Origin of the sequence: Devosia psychrophila (assembly GCF_000971275.1) — a bacterium.
In the GTDB taxonomy this organism is placed as follows: domain Bacteria; phylum Pseudomonadota; class Alphaproteobacteria; order Rhizobiales; family Devosiaceae; genus Devosia; species Devosia psychrophila.
The window spans coordinates 144,853-160,800 of the sequence record NZ_LAPV01000009.1 but is presented as its reverse complement, the minus strand read 5'-3'; the positions used below and the strand labels follow the sequence as shown (position 1 = coordinate 160,800).

Genomic DNA, 15,948 nt, shown 5'->3' with positions numbered 1-15,948 from the left:
ACCTAAGGAGCTACAAGCCGTTATTGGCCAGCCTTCGCCGCCCCCACCACCCTGCCACACTGCCACATGGATTTTCATGACCGAGACCTTCGACCTCCCCGCCTTTATCGCCACTCTGACTAAAGGCGATGACTACGCCTATATGCCGCTCCCGGATGAGCCTGGCGACCAGTTGCACATGTGCTTTACCGAACAAGGCATGCGCAAGTTCCTAGCCACCTCTGACACCCCACGCGCTCGCCAGATGGAAGCATGGCTGGAGAATGAAGTCCTTCCCACCATGCGCAACAGCGCAGCCTTTAAGGGCTGAACTAGCCTAGCCACTTGGCCCCCCTGCCTCCTTTCTACCTTCCCAAAATCATTGACCGTCGCCAACCTCTCGCCACCACTGGCAGGGGACGGCTTCCGCACGCCGTTACCTTCGCCTTCTGGAGAGTGCGCCGAAGCTAGAACCGCTGCCGCCAGAACCACACCGCATGGGATGAGCTTGTCTCAACCATGACGCCCAGGATTACCCATGACCAACGCACTTGTTCCCACCGTGAAGCTCATCGACGGCGCTGCCTTTACCAATAGCCAGGACGTGGCCAACTTCTTCGAGAGGGAACACCGGAATGTCTTGGCCGACATCGACGGCCTGCGAGAGATGGGTGTGCTGGATTTTCAGCAGACCCCCTATGTCCACCCCCAGAACGGTCAGACCTATCGGTCGTTCTCAATGACTAAGGACGGCTTCACACTCCTCGCTATGTCCTTCACCGGGTCCAAAGCTCTCCAGTTCAAGCTGGCCTACATCGCCGCCTTCAACTCGCTCGAAGCCCGTGCCAACGCTGCGGTCATGGCGTTGCCTGACTTCACCAGCCCGGCTATTGCAGCCCGTGCCTGGGCCGATGAGGTTGAGGCGAAGCAGGCTCTCCAGATCGAGAACCAAAGGCTTGTCCCACTCGCCGCCATCGGTGCCAGGGCAGTTGCCCATGATCATACCCTCAACCGCTTTGTGCGAACTTTGCCCGGCGTCAATACGATGGCGATCAAGAAGGATTTGATGACCCACAAGTACCTCCGCAAACGGGGCTCCAGCTATCAGGTCTATGCCCGGCACTCTCACCTTTTCGAGGAGAGGCTGGACGACACCTATGGGAGCGTTGCCATCTTCCCAACCCCCGCAGGCCGGGCACTCATCGTACAGATGTACGAGGCGGGACGCCTGACCATGAAGAAGGGCCACGCAACCGCCGCATAGGCAAGCCGCTCGTTTCACCAACCCATCAGCTTCCCGAACAAGACCCTCGCGCCAATCACCTGGCCGGGGGTTTCGTCGTTTCCGACAGAGGACCATTCATGGCCAACCAAAACACCTCCACCGCCTACCAATTCTTTCTTGGACGCGGCTATTCACCTGCCCAGGCCGCTGGCGTGGTCGGCAACCTCATGGGCGAAAGCGCCATGAATACCCGCGCAGTCGGTGACGGTGGACTTGCCAAGGGCATTGCCCAGCACCACCCAGACCGCTGGGCGTTCCACCTTCAGCGCACCGCATCCCAGGGCACCGACCCTTACGACCTTATGGCCCAGCTCGACTTCGTTGACTGGGAGCTGAGGAACAAAGAGACGAAGGCTTGGGGCCGGCTCCAGGCTGCCCAGACCGTGGATGATGCCACTGCCGCCTTCATCGGCTTTGAGCGTCCCCAAGGCTTCACCTGGGACAACCCGCGCGGCGGTCACAACTACTCTGGTCGCCTTGCCTTTGCTAATCAGGTGGCCGGGATGCCGGGGCAGCCAGCCCAGCTCCCGCCGCTGCCGGTCAGCCTCAACCCTCGCCTCCGGCCTGGGGACACCTTCAGCCCTCAGGCCAACGCCCCCAGCATCATGGGCGTCCAGCCTTCAGCCGTCCCTTATCAGGTTGGTGGCCCGGCTCAATCGGTCAACATCTCCAGCATTGCGCCGACCACGCCCTACACCAAGCAGGAACGGTATGCGCAGGAAGACGCGCTGCTGGCCCAGGAGAAGGAAAGCCAGATCGGCTGGATTGAGGGCCTCGGCATCGCTGCTGACCAGGAGATGATGCTCCCTTGGCTCCTGCGCGGTAACTTCCAGAAGTTCGTCCCTGAGCCCGGCTATCAGCCAGACCTCAAGCTGCTGACTAAGGACATCCCCGAGCAGTACCATGAGCAGTTTGGTGCCTCGACCTCGACGGCCCAGAGCCAGCACATCCGCACCAACCTCATGAAGACCATGGAAGCGGATGCCAAGCTGGAGACCCTGGGCACCCTAGGCGTGGCTCTCCGCATCGGTGCAGGCATTGCCGACCCGCTTGCCTGGGCTGCCGCTATCGGCGTGTCCACGGCTTCGGCTGGCCTTGGCGCACCGGCTGCGCTTGCTGCCCGCTTTGGGCGTGTCGGTATGATCGCTGAGCAGGCCATCGTTGGAGCGGCTGGTAGCGCGGTTGTCGAAGGCGTCATCATGAGCCAGAAGCCCACCTATCAGGTCTCCGATGCCGCCTTTGGCATTGGCGCAGGGCTGATCATGGGCGGTGCCTTCGGCGCGTTCGGGAAGAACCCGGCGCTGGTCAAGGAAGCCCGGCAGATCGAAGACCTTGGGCGCTCCATCCTCAACGGCACCACTGCCCTAACCAGCCGCAGCCGTGATGCTGGTGCCATGGGCGTGGCCGTCCGCGAGGACATCCGCGTCGATACCCAGGACTTTGTCCGCGACCTGGACGACACCGCAGCGCCCACGGCGTTCGCCTCCAACTGGCGATACGACCTATCGGCACGCCTGAAGGGCAGCGATAACCCCCTTACACGTGCCCTGGGCAACGTCCTGGTGGAAGACGGCGCACGCAATGCCAAGGGCCTCACACCCATCGGCGCATCCGAAGACGCCAATAGGCTGACCCGGCTCGCTGAGGTGAAATGGCGCAAGGCGTTCGACTACAACTTCAAGGCATACTCTGCCCGGATGGATGTTGAACGGGCTCCAGGCGCACCCAAGCCCAGCCGTGAGCAGCTTCAGACCGCTTACAGCAAACAGGTCACCGCCTCAGTCCGTAACCGCGACCCCATGGCCACCTTCGACCCTGAGGTTGCTGCTGCCGGTGCTGAGTTCCGCGTGATGATGAAGCAGTGGCGTGCCATGGCTGCCGACCCAGGCTCCCTGGACGGCACCGTTCGCAAGGCAGTCCGCGGTTTCGACAACGAAAAGATCGTGGACAATGATCACTACGTCCCCCGCGTCTTCGACCTGGGCGCAGTGCAGGCGATGCTGGCCCGCCATGGTCACGAGCCTCTGGCCGACCTGATTGCCAAGGGCATGATGGACGTGAACAAGGACTTGGCTGAGGATGTCGCTCAACGCTTCGGCAAAGGCTACGTCAACAAGCTGCACCGGATGTCCGCAGGTGACCTTTCAACCAACCAGCGTGCCCTCTCAGGCGAGGATATGGATGAGCTGAAGGCCATCCTCGGGGATGAGACAGACCTGTCCTCAGCGGACCTGGATGACATCCTAGGTGGCATGAAGCCGAAGAAGGGCAAAGGTGCGGTGACCCGTGCCAAGGCCCGCCTCTTCTACAACGAAGACTTTGGTGGCCGGCTCAAGCGTATCGACGGCACCGGGGATGATGCAGTCCGCATTTCAGATCTATTTTTGAATGATGCGGATGCGTTGATGTCCTCCTACTCCCGCCAGATGGCCGGTAGGGTGGCCATGGCCCGTGTTCGCATCCGCAACCCGAACTGGGTCGATGGTGACGAAGCCCCCGAGTTTCTGGTGGATGGCATCACCAATGACAGCGACTGGGCCAAGCTGATGGACCAGATGACCTCGGTCGGTGACAGCGTTGGCTCGACCAACCAGAACAAGATCGACCGTGAGCGCCTTCAGTTCGCCTATAACTCGATCATCGGTCGCCCGACCTTTGATGAGACAGGCGGCTATGCCCAGGGCCTCAGGATGCTCCGGGACTACAACTTCCTCCGGGTCATGGGGCAGGTGGGCTTCGCTCAAATCTCTGAGCTGGCCAACATCACCTCCCAGGTCGGCTTGAAGGCCACCTTCAGCAACATGCCAGCGTTCAAGGCAATGTGGCGGTCTGCCAAGAATGGCACCCTAGACGATACCCTGGCAGCCGAATGGGAGGATATGACAAGCATCGGCGCAGACTGGCTCCGGCATTCGGACATGCGCCGGGTCGATGACTATGACAACCCGCTGGCGGGCATCCGGGACAACGCCGTCCTGGAAACCATCGACGGCCTTCAGCAGAAGGGTAAGCGGGCGATGACGGTTCTTTCCGGCATGGCTCCCGTGAACACCATGCTCCAGCGCCTGGCTGGTCGAGCGATCTTCAACAAGTTCGCCATGATCGCTCAGGCTGGTGGAGACATCGTCGCTGACAAGCGCATGATGGGCCTCAACCTGGACAGCGCGATGCTGAAGCGCATCTCAGGCCAGATCAATGGCAAGGCCGAGTTCAACGGCAAGCGGCTCAAGGCCATGAACTTCAAGTCCTGGGATGACCAGGGGGCTTTGGCTGCCTTTGAGCAGGCTGTGTTCCGCCTTGGTCGCACCGTGGTCCAGGAGAACGACATCGGCAACATGGCGATGTGGATGAGCCGACCCACTGCCAAGACCCTGTTGCAGTTTAGATCATTCATGCTTGCAGCCTGGTCAAAGCAGTTCATCAACGGCTTGAACATGTGGGACTTCAAAACCTTCACCACCTTCAGCTCGACCATGTTCCTGGCCGGGTCCACCTATGTGGTCCGTGAGTACCTCAACTCGGTGGGCCGGGCCGACCAGAAGGAGCATTTGGCTGAGCGCCTCAGCATGCAGCGCATCGCCGCCGCTGGGCTTCAGAACAGCTCCTGGTTCACCATCCTTGCCCCTGGCATAGACACGGCCTGGAGTATGGTGGCAGCCCCCGTGGCGACCGCAGCGGGCATGAACGCACCTTCTTCACTCTTTGACGCCCGCACCACTCAGCAGGCGTCGGACGCCTTTCTAGGTAACCCTACGGTCGGGTTATACAATGCAGTTCGAGCGGTGCCTGAGGCGCTCATCAACGCTGCCACGGGCAACGGTGACGGCAATGACGCCCGGAAGATTAAGACCATCTTCGCCTTCCAGAACCTGATGGGCATCACCCAAATCAACAACCTGCTGGTCAGCGGCTTCCACGAGTAGCCGGACCGCGCATCAACACACCTTATGGCCCTGCCGCAGCAATGCGGTGGGGTCTTCTCATTGGCTCAATGCCGAGCCGAACCAACCCGAAAGCCTCGCATGACAGACACCAACGCTACCCCACTTACTGCCGACACCATCCGGCTAGGCCGTCACTACCTCCTGGTGACCGATGGCTCTGGCCCTGAAGCCACTGGCCTTGGCGGGTCAGCAGTCGGAACCGGAGGCCACGCCGCAATCCTCCAGCTCAAACAGGGTGATGTGGTCCTCCGCCAGAAGCCCTTTGCAGGCCAGGTGATAGCCACGGCAACGAACAGCCAGATGGAGATGATGGCGCCGTTGGCAGCTTTTGACGCCATGCAGGAGCTGGACATTCCCGTGTTGATCGAGAGCGACAGCCAGTTCCTGGTCGATGGCATGAATGGCGGACACGTTCGCTGGCAGGCCAACGGCTGGAAGAAGAGCGACGGCAAGCCGGTGAAGAACCTCATCCTGTGGCTGTCGCTGGTGGCAGCGGACGAAGGCCGCCAGTCCGTCTGGGTGAAGGTAAAGGGTCACAGCGGTCATGAGTTGAATGAGCTGGCCGATAAACTCGCCAGCAGTGCCAAGGCGGGGAAGCATGTCGATGAAAATGGCCGGGTGACATGGTTTCCAAAAGGGCTGTCGTTCTGACCCGAAGGGCAGGGCGCTAACCAACAGCCAGAACGTGGCCAAGATGTTTGGGAAGCGCCATGCGGACGTGCTGAGGTCCATCCGATACCTAGAGTGCAGTGCCCCTTTCAACGAACGCAATTTTGCGTCGGCTGAATTTTCAGCCCACATCAATTCGAGTGGAGATGCCTCGTGGCGGCACCCGTGCAGAAGAGACCTTCAACATGACCAAGGACGGCTTCACGTTCCTCGCCATGGGCTTCACTGGCAAGCCTGCTGCGCAGTTCAAGGAAGCCTACATCGCCCGCTTCAATGAGTTGGAGCAGGGCAGGGCCACAACATCTAGTGGGTCTTTGATTACCCCCCACCTTAGGCCCAAACCCCACTTATACAGGGGAACACCGGCCCCTAGATGTGGTGGTGGCTAGGTTGCCACTCACCTTAGGAGCAGCTCCGTTTATTCACCGGCCATCAGCCGGCTGTATGTGGTGCCTCACCCGTTATGGTCTGCTTTGAGCCCGTTGTGGCCTTGCCGACCTAGGCCAACCCCAACCTCACTCACCTCCTGACCACCAACAGACCGACCCTAACAGCGCCCTCAGCCATCCCCGGCTAGAGGGCTTTTCTGTATGCGACACCCGCAAGGAAACCCATGGAATACACTGAACAGATTTTAGACCGCAGCACTGGTGAGCTTGTCACCGTCTCTCAAGGAGACTGGGTCACGATCTCCGAATTGGGAGACCTCTACGGTGTTGGCCACCGAACCGTCCGGGTCATCCTCCGAGCCATGAACTTCCTCCATGTTGAAGGTGGCGGCTCCCACCAACGTCACCGGCTATCAAGCTGGGTCACTGACCAGGGCTGGGGAAAGAGGATGACGCCCCGCCATGGCCCGCCATTTGACGTTGTTGGGCCTGAGGGACAGCGATGGATAGTAGAGCGGTGGCAAGCCACGTCTGACCAAGTGGATGCAGACCGTTCGCAGCCGTCCGTTGTGGCTGGGGTGGCTTTAGCCCAGTTCGCCGAGGACCGTGACCGCTACCGAAGGCTGGTGGGTCGGAAGCTCATGGCATTGGAGGAAAAGGTGTCTTGGCTTATTGACCATTTCCCGGCCCTCTCTCAGTCCGAGATGGCCTCCGTTTTAGCGGTGACCCAGCAACTGGTCTCCCGCTACATGAATGCCAGGGCTAAGCAGCTACGAGACTTGAGGGAAGTGAAAAGCCGGGAGGTATTCGGTTAGGCCAGAGGGTGTATGGGCCTTGGTCATAGAGACCTTTAGTGCGGTGCTGGTTGTCGAGGTATATTACCCAAGCCCACAACACGGCTAAAAATGCTTTTGGAAGCCTAGACCCCCGACCTCCTCCAACCGGCCTGTCGAGCCTCTTGCTGAGAACAGAACCACCTCTCGCCGTACTCCGGCCCGATGATGGTCTCCTCGCCGCGCACTGGGCTTTCCCATGGCAACCCTGGGGTGTAGCCTTCGGCATGGACAGCATCTCCCGATACCACCTCAGCGCCCATGAAGCGGGCTTGTGGAATGTGATCGACACGACAACCGGGGGACCGGCTGAAGTGGAGGTCGATGGCAAGTTCATGCTGCTCTACAAGCTGCCCCGTGAGGAAGCGGAAGGTTGGTCGAGGACGTTGAATGCTGGGCTGGGAGCCCATCGGCCAAGCCGTGCCAAGCCCTAGCAGGGCCATTTCTCCACGAAGGCGTTGGCTAGGTAGTCAAAGGCAGGGCCATCAGATTTGTTCGCATCGGGCTCCTCAATCAAGGGCCTGGCGTAGTCGAGGATTTCCTGCAACTGGACTTCGTTGCCGCGACAGGAACGCTTTGCAGGCCAAGCAGTGGCCTCCAGAGCATCGGCTACAGCTACGACAAACCCAAGGCAAAGTTGCTGCTCGCCAGCGCAGTCCTCTTGCAGCTCTTCGACGGTGACGATCATCGTCCTCGGTTCAGCTTGGGCCGGGGAAATGGGCAGAGCGGCCGTCAACAGAACGCCGAGTACCTTCGATCTAGTCTTCATCCCAGTCCCCCATAGCGGATGCCGAATGGCAGCTTCTTCATCGGGCATGCTGGGGAGATCGACAAGCCCTTAGCGAGCCGTCCATCCGGGCTGTTTTTGGCTAAACATTCGAGCCGCTAAGATCGGAAACGGAGACGGGCGATACCCCCTCCACCCCCTCGACCAGCCATTGACCTCGCCATAAGCCCTTGTATTCTATGGAGAAGCAGGGCGCGAGGGTGATAATGGTTGACCGAAAGCGGGCTGAGATGCGCCGCACCACTGCCGCTGAGTTGGCGACAATCAAGAAGAACCCAGCCCTGATCAGCCTCATGGCAACGCTCACGGTGTTGGCCAGCCTAGACAATGAGATGCAAATCCAACTGGTGGCCATGCTAGTCATTGTGGCGCAGCGTCCAGGCGTCTATCAGCGCGACATGGATGGGCTCTCAGGCTTCAGCCAATCATCGGTCTCCCGCAACGTCCACGCCCTCTCACGGTACCGCCGCGATGGCTTGCCGGGCTTTGGCCTGGTGGAGCAGCGGCCTGATGCGAAGGATGTGAGGAGCCAACGGCTGTTCCTAACGGTGGCTGGGGTGGCGTTCGTGTCCCGGCCGGTCGAAGCAGGCACCGACCCTCAACCAGCCCAGGCAATGCCTAAGCCTGCGATAGATGCGTTTGCAGGCACGCATTGGGAGGTTTGGGTGGACTAGTCCTAAAAGGGGATGTCGTCATCCATGCCGCCCGGCTCGAAAGCAGGAGCCGATACCCTCCGTTCCCGTGAGGTTGTGGGGGGGCGTGGCGGCGATATCATCGCTGGTGCTGATGTATGTGGAAGTTGTCTGGTTTCGTCGTCGGCTGCCTTTGCCATGGCGACTTCATGCATAACATTCGAGATCAGTTTGTATGTGATTTCGGTTGCTTGCCATGCGCCACTACCTAGCGCCATGAGTTCGCGTGTAACCCTCGTCACGGCCAGCAAGCTGAGGCGCGACCTCTCCAACTCCGCCTCAAAGGCAGTGAGGCGCTTATGAAGAGCCTGGCGCTTCGCCTCCGTCATGTCGGCTTTTTCTATACAATTTCGCAGCTCCAGTATGTATGACCGAAGACGCTCTTTCGCTTTCGGCTCAAGGGGTACTGCGTCCCGCTTAGCTCTTACGCTGTTATCGATGTAGATTTGCGTGAGGTAGTGGTCCAGGTCTGACCGAAACTCGGCATATTCGCTTTCCCCAAAGTTCTTCGGGCTAGGGACTGCCGTGGACCCGAACTCGGTGACGCCGTACCTTTTCGCTGCGGCTATCACGATATTCATGAAGCCGTGTCGTTCGTCATTAATGTAACGCCAGGCTTCGTCCTCGTTCTGCTGAGACGAACTCCTTGTTCGCTCCTCAAGGACTTCCTCAGCCCTCATTACAAACGCGACAAACGCCTCTCGGTGGTCTTCGGGAAGGGCTTCAAGTTGCTCTGGGGTGAAGACGTTGAATATGTTCATCAGTTACCTCCAGCGCAGTGTAGGCGAGTGAGCTTGGGCTGTCATCAATTTCGCTCAGTCCACATGTCCGTTAAGGTATGCCCCTGCGGACATGGCTGATGGGTTGAGAATGTGTGTCCGTATGGGTTGACTTACATCTACGGACATGTGACCTAGTGGACACAACCACTGCGGACACATTGGAAATCCACCATGACCACCATCCTCTACGCTCGCGTCTCCACTGCTGATCAGACCATCGGACACCAGCGGACCCAGGCAGAGGCAGCTGGTTTCAAAATTGACCAAGTGTTCTCAGATGATGGCGTTTCAGGCGTTTCCACCACCCTCCGGGAGCGGCCTGAGGGAAAGAGGCTCTATGATGCCCTGCGCAGTGGGGACACCCTAGTAGTGCGCTGGGTTGATCGGCTGGGCCGCAACTATGTGGACGTAACCGAAGCCATTCGGGAGTTCATTAGCCGGGGTATCATCATCCGCACTGTCATCAACAACATGACCTTTGACGGGGCCACCAAGGACCCTATTCAGATGGCCGTGCGGGACGCGCTGATAGGCTTCATGGCCGCCACTGCCCAAGCCCAGCACGAGGCCACTAAGGCTGCCCAGCGGGCTGGTATAGATGGCGCCAAAGCAAAGGCTGAGAAGGTCTATCGCGGACGGAAGCCGAGCTATAGCGCCGAGAAGCTGACCATGGTGACGGACATGTTGGCCTTGGGCTCTGCTGGGACCACTGACATTGCCAGCGCCACCGGGCTTTCCAGGCAGACTGTGCTGCGTATCAAAGAGGACCCCGCTGCGGCTGCTGGGCTGCTTGCTGCATGGTCGAAGGCGTAGGCACTGCAAAATAAAGTTAGACCAACGCCCTGCCAAGCCCCTGTCGGTTTGGTGGGGCGTCTATTGCTTTTGGGCGGGGAAGCCTCGCAATGTTCCCCACGCCGTCACGACCGCTTTGGGCCTTGGTCAGCTTGATGCCTGCGCAACACGCCTTCAACATCCGCCAACGACATGAAATCACCCAGCAGCCCAGTTGGAAAGATGCTTTGACCGCCTCCATAGGAGCCCGTAGCTATTTGAATGAGCCCGGTCCGAAGGCACGCAGTACCAACCGCATCTGATGTCTTTTCGTCCATTCCTTCCAATGCTGCCAGCAAGGTCTGCGCCACTCTCCATGCACCTAGCTTATTCACCCCAGGGCCGGTGAAGGCTACCCATTCCCGATATAGGGTAGCCAAAACTATGACCTCCTCTCGCCGCAAGCTGGCAATTAGATCGGCCCAGCGCAGGAAGTCGTCTGCATATAAGCCGGCCCCGTGAGCCTGCCCAGACGCGGTTGCAGCCATCAGCCGCAGGTTGAGCCTAGCAGTGCCCTCAATAGCCGCCCGCATGTACCGGAAAGTGACCGCAGCCACCTCATCCTCAGCCACATCATGAAGTGCCTTTGTTCCCCTCGACATTTCGCCTGTGAGGATGTCTCTCGCAGCGGCGACCCTCTGGGCAATGAGGCTTCGCCAAGCCGTGGCCCCTAGAGCGACGGTGGTGCCCGCAACCGGCAGCCCGTACAGGGCCAGCACGTCTGCCGCGACGGCGTTTATAATCTCCGCTACCATCCACAACCCTTCATAAGCGAGCCCCAAGCATGCGAGTTCCTCAGATCAACCCAGCCCAAGCCAGCCGCGACAAGCTCATTGCCAAGCTGGAGCGTGACCTGAAGGCCCTCCAGAAGATACCGCCTCACCAGCGTGAAGCAGAGCTTGCAGACGTTCGCCAGGAGGCTGCAGCCCTATTGTTGGCGGAGACTCGCAAGTAGGCTACCCGGCTATGGTACATCACACAAAACTTGAACGGTGAATTGACGGCCCATTGCGACCAGTTCCTTGGTGGTCTTCGGATTACTCGCTACTTCGCTAGGGTCAGGCAACCTGAAAATGCTAAGGTACTCGGCGACCGATGCCCCCTTAATCGCGAAACCGATATTCGATGCAATGTTGCCGGTAGAGGCGAGCATGACTTCATCGTTGATCTTGGCCACGGCCACTCCGATAACGCGGCCTTGATCCCCCGGATAGGACCACCGCTGTTCCCTGGCCGAAGCCCTATACTGGTCGTGAACCACCGAGCTTCACCCATAAGGCCCGTCTCCGCCGATACGAAGCCTGTCCCCTACGTTGAGGATGAATTTAGCAAGCTCGCAAGGGGATAGCCCAAGGCCAGCACGGCTTCGCCAAGTTCTACCCCGCTGAGCCCCGTATTTCTGCTACCTGATGAGGCACGGGATTGACCAGTCTCAACACCGCCAGGTTCACCTCATTATCACTGAAGACCAGGTATGCTGCCCCATAGTCTTCGATGCCTATGACGCTGCATTCCGCCACCACGTGGGCCTTGGCTACAGAGAGATGCCGTTCTCAGCTACGGAAAAGCCACAGCCGGAAGGGGTAGTGTTCACCGAAGGTGAAACCGTGGCTCTCGTTGCGTCATACCGTGCGGCTCGTTGCCTAGTCATTTCATCGATTTAAGCTGCCTATAATTCCTCACGGTGCGAGACCGTCGGGGCATATGACCAAAGCGCATAGGATGCCGCGAGAACTGCCAATCAAAGTAGAATTCATTATGTCGGACCTTAGGCATTAGCGCCTCTGGGACCCGAATATTCTTTTCGCGCCCGACAATATTTACGATCTGAAGATTCGGCAGCTCGCCCAATGGTGACAAATCGAGGGAACCCTCGTGAACTGACAGATGCAACGTCTCAAGTTTTTCCAACTCGGCTAAATCTGACAACGTTGTGATCGAAGGACAGGATAATAGGCGGAGCTCTGTAATATTACTCCCTCGAAGTACCGACAAATCCGAAAGGTTTGGAGCACCTTGGATCACCAAAACGTCAAGACTTTTAGTGGAAAGGCCTTCGAGGCTTGCGAGTCCTACGGCATCCAAAATTGACAGGCTGCGTAAGTTAGAAAGATTGCCAGCCCAATCCAGCGCAAAAGTACCGTACAGAGAAATACTAAGTTGCTCCAACCAATGCACGGACGAAATAGACGAGGGCTCGAAGCCTTGGACACCGATGATCGAGAGCTCACGTAGCAGTGGCATTTCTTTGAACTCTGGGAAATGGGTGCTCGAAAAACCGGAGAAATACAGGGTCTCCAGCTTCTTCAGATGGTCCACTCCAGAAAAGTCTTCAAAAATCATGTCCCCGATAATAACCAGGTCGCTAACTTCAGGCGCGTTCCTGAGAAAATTCAAATCGTAGAGATCAGGAACATCCTCCAACGTCAATTTCTTTAGTCTTGGCAACTGAACGCTTGGATCAACAGCAGTTAGACAACTTTCGATGGAAAGACTTTCAAGGGTTTCCTGATACGGTGCGGGACTGACTAGGGTAATATTTGGGCAACTATCTATAGTTAGGCCCGATAGAGAATTAAGCTCGGACAATCCATCTAGACTGGCGACAGTCGCACCTCGAATATCCAGTTGTCGCAAGGGAAATCTGCCAAGCCCTTCAAGGGAGGCCATTGGACAGTTGAGCATCCGGATGACGTTTAAATTGGGTAAAGTTGGCAGCGAGCTAATGCTTGAAAGTTCGCTGTCGATAAGAACCAGAGATTCGAGAGACACTAACCTTTCTAGCCATTCGACCGGCCCCCTGATGTTGGACATAGTAACGTCGATAATCGACGCTGGAATGTCTGACACCCAGTCACCTTGGGTATCCACCTGACGTAGGGAAAGCGATTTCAAATCATGGAACTGAGATAGTAGGGGTAGACCTTTTGTGTTGCTGTCGATTAAAACGCTCTGAAGATTTTGTAGACCGACCAATAGCAAGATGTCGCTCACGTCTCTTATGTAGGCTGGTAACCTACCGGTTTGCGCAACGTGATCTTGAATGCCTTGTATAAGGTGAAATGGGAACTGCGCAGTCCTCGCAACTTCACTTATGACGTCTGAGCGCACGTCGGCAATGTAGCCCTCTGATAGGGACTTGGCAGCGTTAGTCGTACCTATAAGCCTAAGGGCTCTAGCGCACGCAGACACGATGATAGTGCTGCTGTCTTTCCATCTGGTGTAAGTGAGGTGCGGGACCGCAGCATCACCAGCAACTGCTAAAATCGCGGCGTCGGTCTCCGTATGAGGCGGAACAAGCTCGTCAAGATTTGACAATACTCTGTCGCGCAAATCTGGATCATGCTGCCGAAGATTTTCAAGACAGCCCAGAGCGAGGGCGAAACAGGTCTTTCGAATACGCTGAGACCTAGGTTTCTTACTCACGTGCCGCTCACCGCGCGATATAAGTGCTTCAATAAGGCGCTTGCCGAATCCTACACCGCCAGTTGAAGTGCCAGATGCAAGCATTATGGTTTCGTGCCACTGGTCATCATCGGCCAGCCTTGAAAGCATTTCTTCCCTTCCCTCTGCACCGGCGGCACATGCAGCAAGATATTCTTGGAAAGTCCGGTGAGGAAAGTCTATCAAGTCTTTTGAGGGTTCCCTCAGCAGGCCAGTTCGCTCAATGAGAAAGTCCAACACAGCTTCAGGACTAGCGCTTCTTGCCTCGATGTTTTGGAAGCTTGCGACGCGCGGCGCTATCCATAGTTCAGCCTTGTCCCGTGATACTTCGATCCGATAATTAGAATTATCATGCAAATCGTCACCGTCAGGCCGGTTGTGCAGCATGTCAAATGCGAGCCGCTGAAGCACCATCTCTTTGTCGTATTTTGTTAAGAATGCCAGCGGTCCGATAGGCAGCGCGATTTCGCGCTTAAGGTCCCTAGCTTCAATTAGCATCTCACAACATTTGTCGTAAAGGTCAACACGGTGCTTCGGAAGGTATCCTTCTTCGCGCCAGTGCAGTACGCAGACCATCGCGCAAAGAAGCGGCGTACTACATAGCTCACGAATTCTTCGGCTGGCTGGATCTTCTAGTTTCGCTGGAAGTTCATTTTTTGCTTTGACTAGGCTGGCCTGCTCGTCAGGAGTGAGCTTTGAGAAATCAACTGCGTCGTGCCAGTGGTTGATGAAGTTCGTGACGTCTGGATCACTCATTTCTTGCAGCCGAGCTTCGACAAATACCGATGGCGGATTCCACTGCTCAGTCTTAACGTCGAAATCGGTACTATTAGTTTTCGGCAGGTTTCGCGACGTGACGATTATTTTGTTGCCAGGATAGTGCTCTGAAAAGCTCTCAAGCCACTCCCAAAACTGCGGTCGCCTGCTAGCCGGAAGTTCGTCAACGCCGTCGATCATGATCAACCCCGACTGGCGCGTTTTCAACACATCGTTAAGCCATCCCGCCGGAGTTGATTCTGCCCAAAGGCTGGCATCGACGGAGTAGTCAACAAACGCTTCTACTGAAGGAGGTCCGACCTCAACCCGCGCAACGGTTCTGAGAGGCACGAAGAAAGGTACGAAACCGGCAAATTTAGTGTCGCTTCTGCTGCACTGCGTTACAAGCCAACTGAGAAGTGTAGTCTTCCCAGAACCAGCGGGACCCCGAACAATTAGTTGATCGTGTTCTTTCAGAAAGTGTTCGGCGGGTACTGGTTCATCGCTTTCCTGCGATAAAATGTTTAGCGAGATATATGCTACGCTTAGCACTTGCCCGATGCCGTGAAGCTCGCGCGCCCCTAGGGTGGAAATCCTTCCGAATTTTTTGGTCAAGTGTCCCAGATAGTTTCGCTCGAAGCCCTCGAAGACTGCATTTTTCGTGGATACATCGTGGTCTTTAAGAGCGGCACTGATGGCCGGCCTAAGGCCCTCTATCTGCGCCGAAACCACCGCTATTCTTTGGGCTAAGAAAACCCCTGCGGCGTCCGTTTCCTCACCGAGAACTCTGCTAAGAGTTACGAAAAAGACCTCAATTAGCTTGAGCGGCTCTATACCGCCGGGCCACTTGTGCGGCGCGCTAGTCACCGAGACGCCCACATAGGAGGCTAAGATTTCCGCCGCTTTTCCGGTATCTGGGGTTTCGCCGTGAAAAAACGCAGACTTAACCAACTTGAGAAACGTAGGGTCCTCTAGAAAATAGTGAACAGGTTCAATATTATAGGCGTTGTTGCTCCTTAAAAATCGGTCAGCTGCTTTGGCAAGTTGTTGCTCAAGGCGTTTGGTGAACCCCGGTTTCACCAAGCCAATCTTCGAAAGTTGGTCACCTAAGGGCGTATTTTCTAGTTTCTTTAACTGGCTTGTCGCGGCCAGCGCAGCGAAAGATGCCCCGACCTTTGCAGCCGCTGCGGAAATAGCGTCCATGATACACCCCTATGATCTCTCCAATAGGGGACACTGACGAAGAAAAAACAACCCGGACGTAAGAGGGTCTTTTCACTGACGCTCTTAAGAGCCTTGATGAGATTGTGACTGCCGAGGATGAAGCCGATGAGGAAAAGGTAATTCTGGAAGTCAACTTGGCGACTAGTCGGCTTCGTTCAAAACTGCGTCAGGTTGTTGGCGCATCAGGCAGCAAGTATCCGCGACTGTATGATATGTTGGGTCCGCTCAGCGGTTCTACATCCACTGACGATTTTCCCTGTCATGAACCATAGGTTTGGAGCCACCAGACCAGAGGATTTCCATTACCGGACCAGGAAGATATTGAGCCGCCAA

General features: G+C 57.1%; 14 protein-coding genes and 1 pseudogene. 11 read left to right on the top strand and 4 right to left on the bottom strand.

What is annotated here, in order from left to right; genetic code table 11:
- Window positions 1-76: 76 nt before the first annotated feature.
- From WH91_RS01080 to WH91_RS24500, 8 genes and pseudogenes are all read left to right on the top strand, one after another.
- Window positions 77-310 carry a BRO-N domain-containing protein gene (locus WH91_RS01080; protein ID WP_046169145.1) on the top strand — a complete coding sequence of 78 codons (234 nt, stop codon included), beginning with the start codon at window positions 77-79 and terminating at the stop codon, window positions 308-310.
- 207 nt (window positions 311-517) lie between these two features.
- Complete coding sequence (locus WH91_RS22280) at window positions 518-1,243, top strand: Rha family transcriptional regulator (RefSeq protein WP_052952508.1); 726 nt, start codon at window positions 518-520, stop codon at window positions 1,241-1,243.
- A gap of 98 nt (window positions 1,244-1,341) precedes the next feature.
- Window positions 1,342-5,187 carry a phage tail tip lysozyme gene (locus WH91_RS01070; protein WP_046169144.1) on the top strand — a complete coding sequence of 1,282 codons (3,846 nt, stop codon included), beginning with the start codon at window positions 1,342-1,344 and terminating at the stop codon, window positions 5,185-5,187.
- Between the two features lie 99 nt (window positions 5,188-5,286).
- The gene (locus WH91_RS01065; protein WP_052952507.1) at window positions 5,287-5,859 is read left to right on the top strand and encodes a ribonuclease H family protein; all 573 of its coding nucleotides are present in this window, start codon (window positions 5,287-5,289) and stop codon (window positions 5,857-5,859) included.
- A 31-nt stretch (window positions 5,860-5,890) separates the two neighbouring features.
- Window positions 5,891-5,992 (top strand): annotated as a pseudogene (locus tag WH91_RS26010) (Rha family transcriptional regulator); the annotation flags it as partial.
- Window positions 5,958-6,266 (top strand): Rha family transcriptional regulator, encoded by a 309-nt coding sequence (locus WH91_RS22970; protein WP_280140222.1) that lies wholly within the window; start codon window positions 5,958-5,960, stop codon window positions 6,264-6,266. The pseudogene WH91_RS26010 and the gene WH91_RS22970, both read left to right, overlap by 35 nt.
- 224 nt (window positions 6,267-6,490) lie before the next feature.
- Entirely contained in the window at window positions 6,491-7,081 is a 591-nt protein-coding gene (locus WH91_RS01055; protein ID WP_046169143.1) for a hypothetical protein, read from the top strand.
- Between the two features lie 245 nt (window positions 7,082-7,326).
- On the top strand, window positions 7,327-7,533 hold the full coding sequence (locus WH91_RS24500) for a hypothetical protein (protein ID WP_158409496.1): 207 nt from the start codon (window positions 7,327-7,329) through the stop codon (window positions 7,531-7,533).
- Here WH91_RS24500 and WH91_RS01045 read toward each other — a convergent pair.
- A complete protein-coding gene (locus WH91_RS01045; protein WP_143078007.1) occupies window positions 7,530-7,916 on the bottom strand; it encodes a Rap1a/Tai family immunity protein in 387 nt (128 codons plus the stop codon). The two genes, WH91_RS24500 and WH91_RS01045, sit on opposite strands and share 4 nt — an antisense overlap.
- Before the next feature lie 176 nt (window positions 7,917-8,092).
- Here WH91_RS01045 and WH91_RS22270 point away from each other — a divergent pair, with 176 nt between their 5' ends.
- Complete coding sequence (locus WH91_RS22270; protein ID WP_143078006.1) at window positions 8,093-8,560, top strand: MarR family winged helix-turn-helix transcriptional regulator; 468 nt, start codon at window positions 8,093-8,095, stop codon at window positions 8,558-8,560.
- A gap of 2 nt (window positions 8,561-8,562) precedes the next feature.
- Here the strand turns inward: WH91_RS22270 and WH91_RS01035 are convergent, their stop codons facing one another.
- Window positions 8,563-9,339: a hypothetical protein gene (locus WH91_RS01035; protein WP_052952504.1), complete on the bottom strand. Its 777-nt coding sequence runs from the start codon at window positions 9,337-9,339 to the stop codon at window positions 8,563-8,565.
- Between the two features lie 192 nt (window positions 9,340-9,531).
- On the opposite strand from WH91_RS01035, the gene WH91_RS01030 reads away from it, so the two are divergent.
- Together WH91_RS01030 and WH91_RS24495 are read left to right on the top strand one after the other, a co-directional pair.
- On the top strand, window positions 9,532-10,173 hold the full coding sequence (locus tag WH91_RS01030) for a recombinase family protein (protein WP_046169140.1): 642 nt from the start codon (window positions 9,532-9,534) through the stop codon (window positions 10,171-10,173).
- A gap of 802 nt (window positions 10,174-10,975) precedes the next feature.
- A complete protein-coding gene (locus WH91_RS24495; protein ID WP_158409495.1) occupies window positions 10,976-11,146 on the top strand; it encodes a hypothetical protein in 171 nt (56 codons plus the stop codon).
- Window positions 11,147-11,155: 9 nt separating this feature from the next.
- On the opposite strand, the gene WH91_RS01020 is transcribed toward WH91_RS24495, so the two are convergent.
- Window positions 11,156-11,368 (bottom strand): hypothetical protein, encoded by a 213-nt coding sequence (locus tag WH91_RS01020; protein WP_143078005.1) that lies wholly within the window; start codon window positions 11,366-11,368, stop codon window positions 11,156-11,158.
- A 470-nt stretch (window positions 11,369-11,838) separates the two neighbouring features.
- On the bottom strand, window positions 11,839-15,594 hold the full coding sequence (locus tag WH91_RS01015) for an NACHT domain-containing protein (RefSeq protein WP_046169137.1): 3,756 nt from the start codon (window positions 15,592-15,594) through the stop codon (window positions 11,839-11,841).
- Window positions 15,595-15,948 lie beyond the last annotated feature (354 nt).

What these genes read in the sequence shown, in the direction of transcription:
- WH91_RS01080 (WP_046169145.1), top strand. Translation starts at nt 77, where the DNA reads ATGACCGAGACCTTCGACCTCCCCGCCTTTATCGCCACTCTGACTAAA.
- WH91_RS22280 (WP_052952508.1), top strand. Translation starts at nt 518, where the DNA reads ATGACCAACGCACTTGTTCCCACCGTGAAGCTCATCGACGGCGCTGCC.
- WH91_RS01070 (WP_046169144.1), top strand. Translation starts at nt 1,342, where the DNA reads ATGGCCAACCAAAACACCTCCACCGCCTACCAATTCTTTCTTGGACGC.
- WH91_RS01065 (WP_052952507.1), top strand. Translation starts at nt 5,287, where the DNA reads ATGACAGACACCAACGCTACCCCACTTACTGCCGACACCATCCGGCTA.
- WH91_RS01055 (WP_046169143.1), top strand. Translation starts at nt 6,491, where the DNA reads ATGGAATACACTGAACAGATTTTAGACCGCAGCACTGGTGAGCTTGTC.
- WH91_RS24500 (WP_158409496.1), top strand. Translation starts at nt 7,327, where the DNA reads ATGGACAGCATCTCCCGATACCACCTCAGCGCCCATGAAGCGGGCTTG.
- WH91_RS01045 (WP_143078007.1), bottom strand. Translation starts at nt 7,916, where the DNA reads ATGCCCGATGAAGAAGCTGCCATTCGGCATCCGCTATGGGGGACTGGG.
- WH91_RS22270 (WP_143078006.1), top strand. Translation starts at nt 8,093, where the DNA reads ATGGTTGACCGAAAGCGGGCTGAGATGCGCCGCACCACTGCCGCTGAG.
- WH91_RS01035 (WP_052952504.1), bottom strand. Translation starts at nt 9,339, where the DNA reads ATGAACATATTCAACGTCTTCACCCCAGAGCAACTTGAAGCCCTTCCC.
- WH91_RS01030 (WP_046169140.1), top strand. Translation starts at nt 9,532, where the DNA reads ATGACCACCATCCTCTACGCTCGCGTCTCCACTGCTGATCAGACCATC.
- WH91_RS24495 (WP_158409495.1), top strand. Translation starts at nt 10,976, where the DNA reads ATGCGAGTTCCTCAGATCAACCCAGCCCAAGCCAGCCGCGACAAGCTC.
- WH91_RS01015 (WP_046169137.1), bottom strand. Translation starts at nt 15,594, where the DNA reads ATGGACGCTATTTCCGCAGCGGCTGCAAAGGTCGGGGCATCTTTCGCT.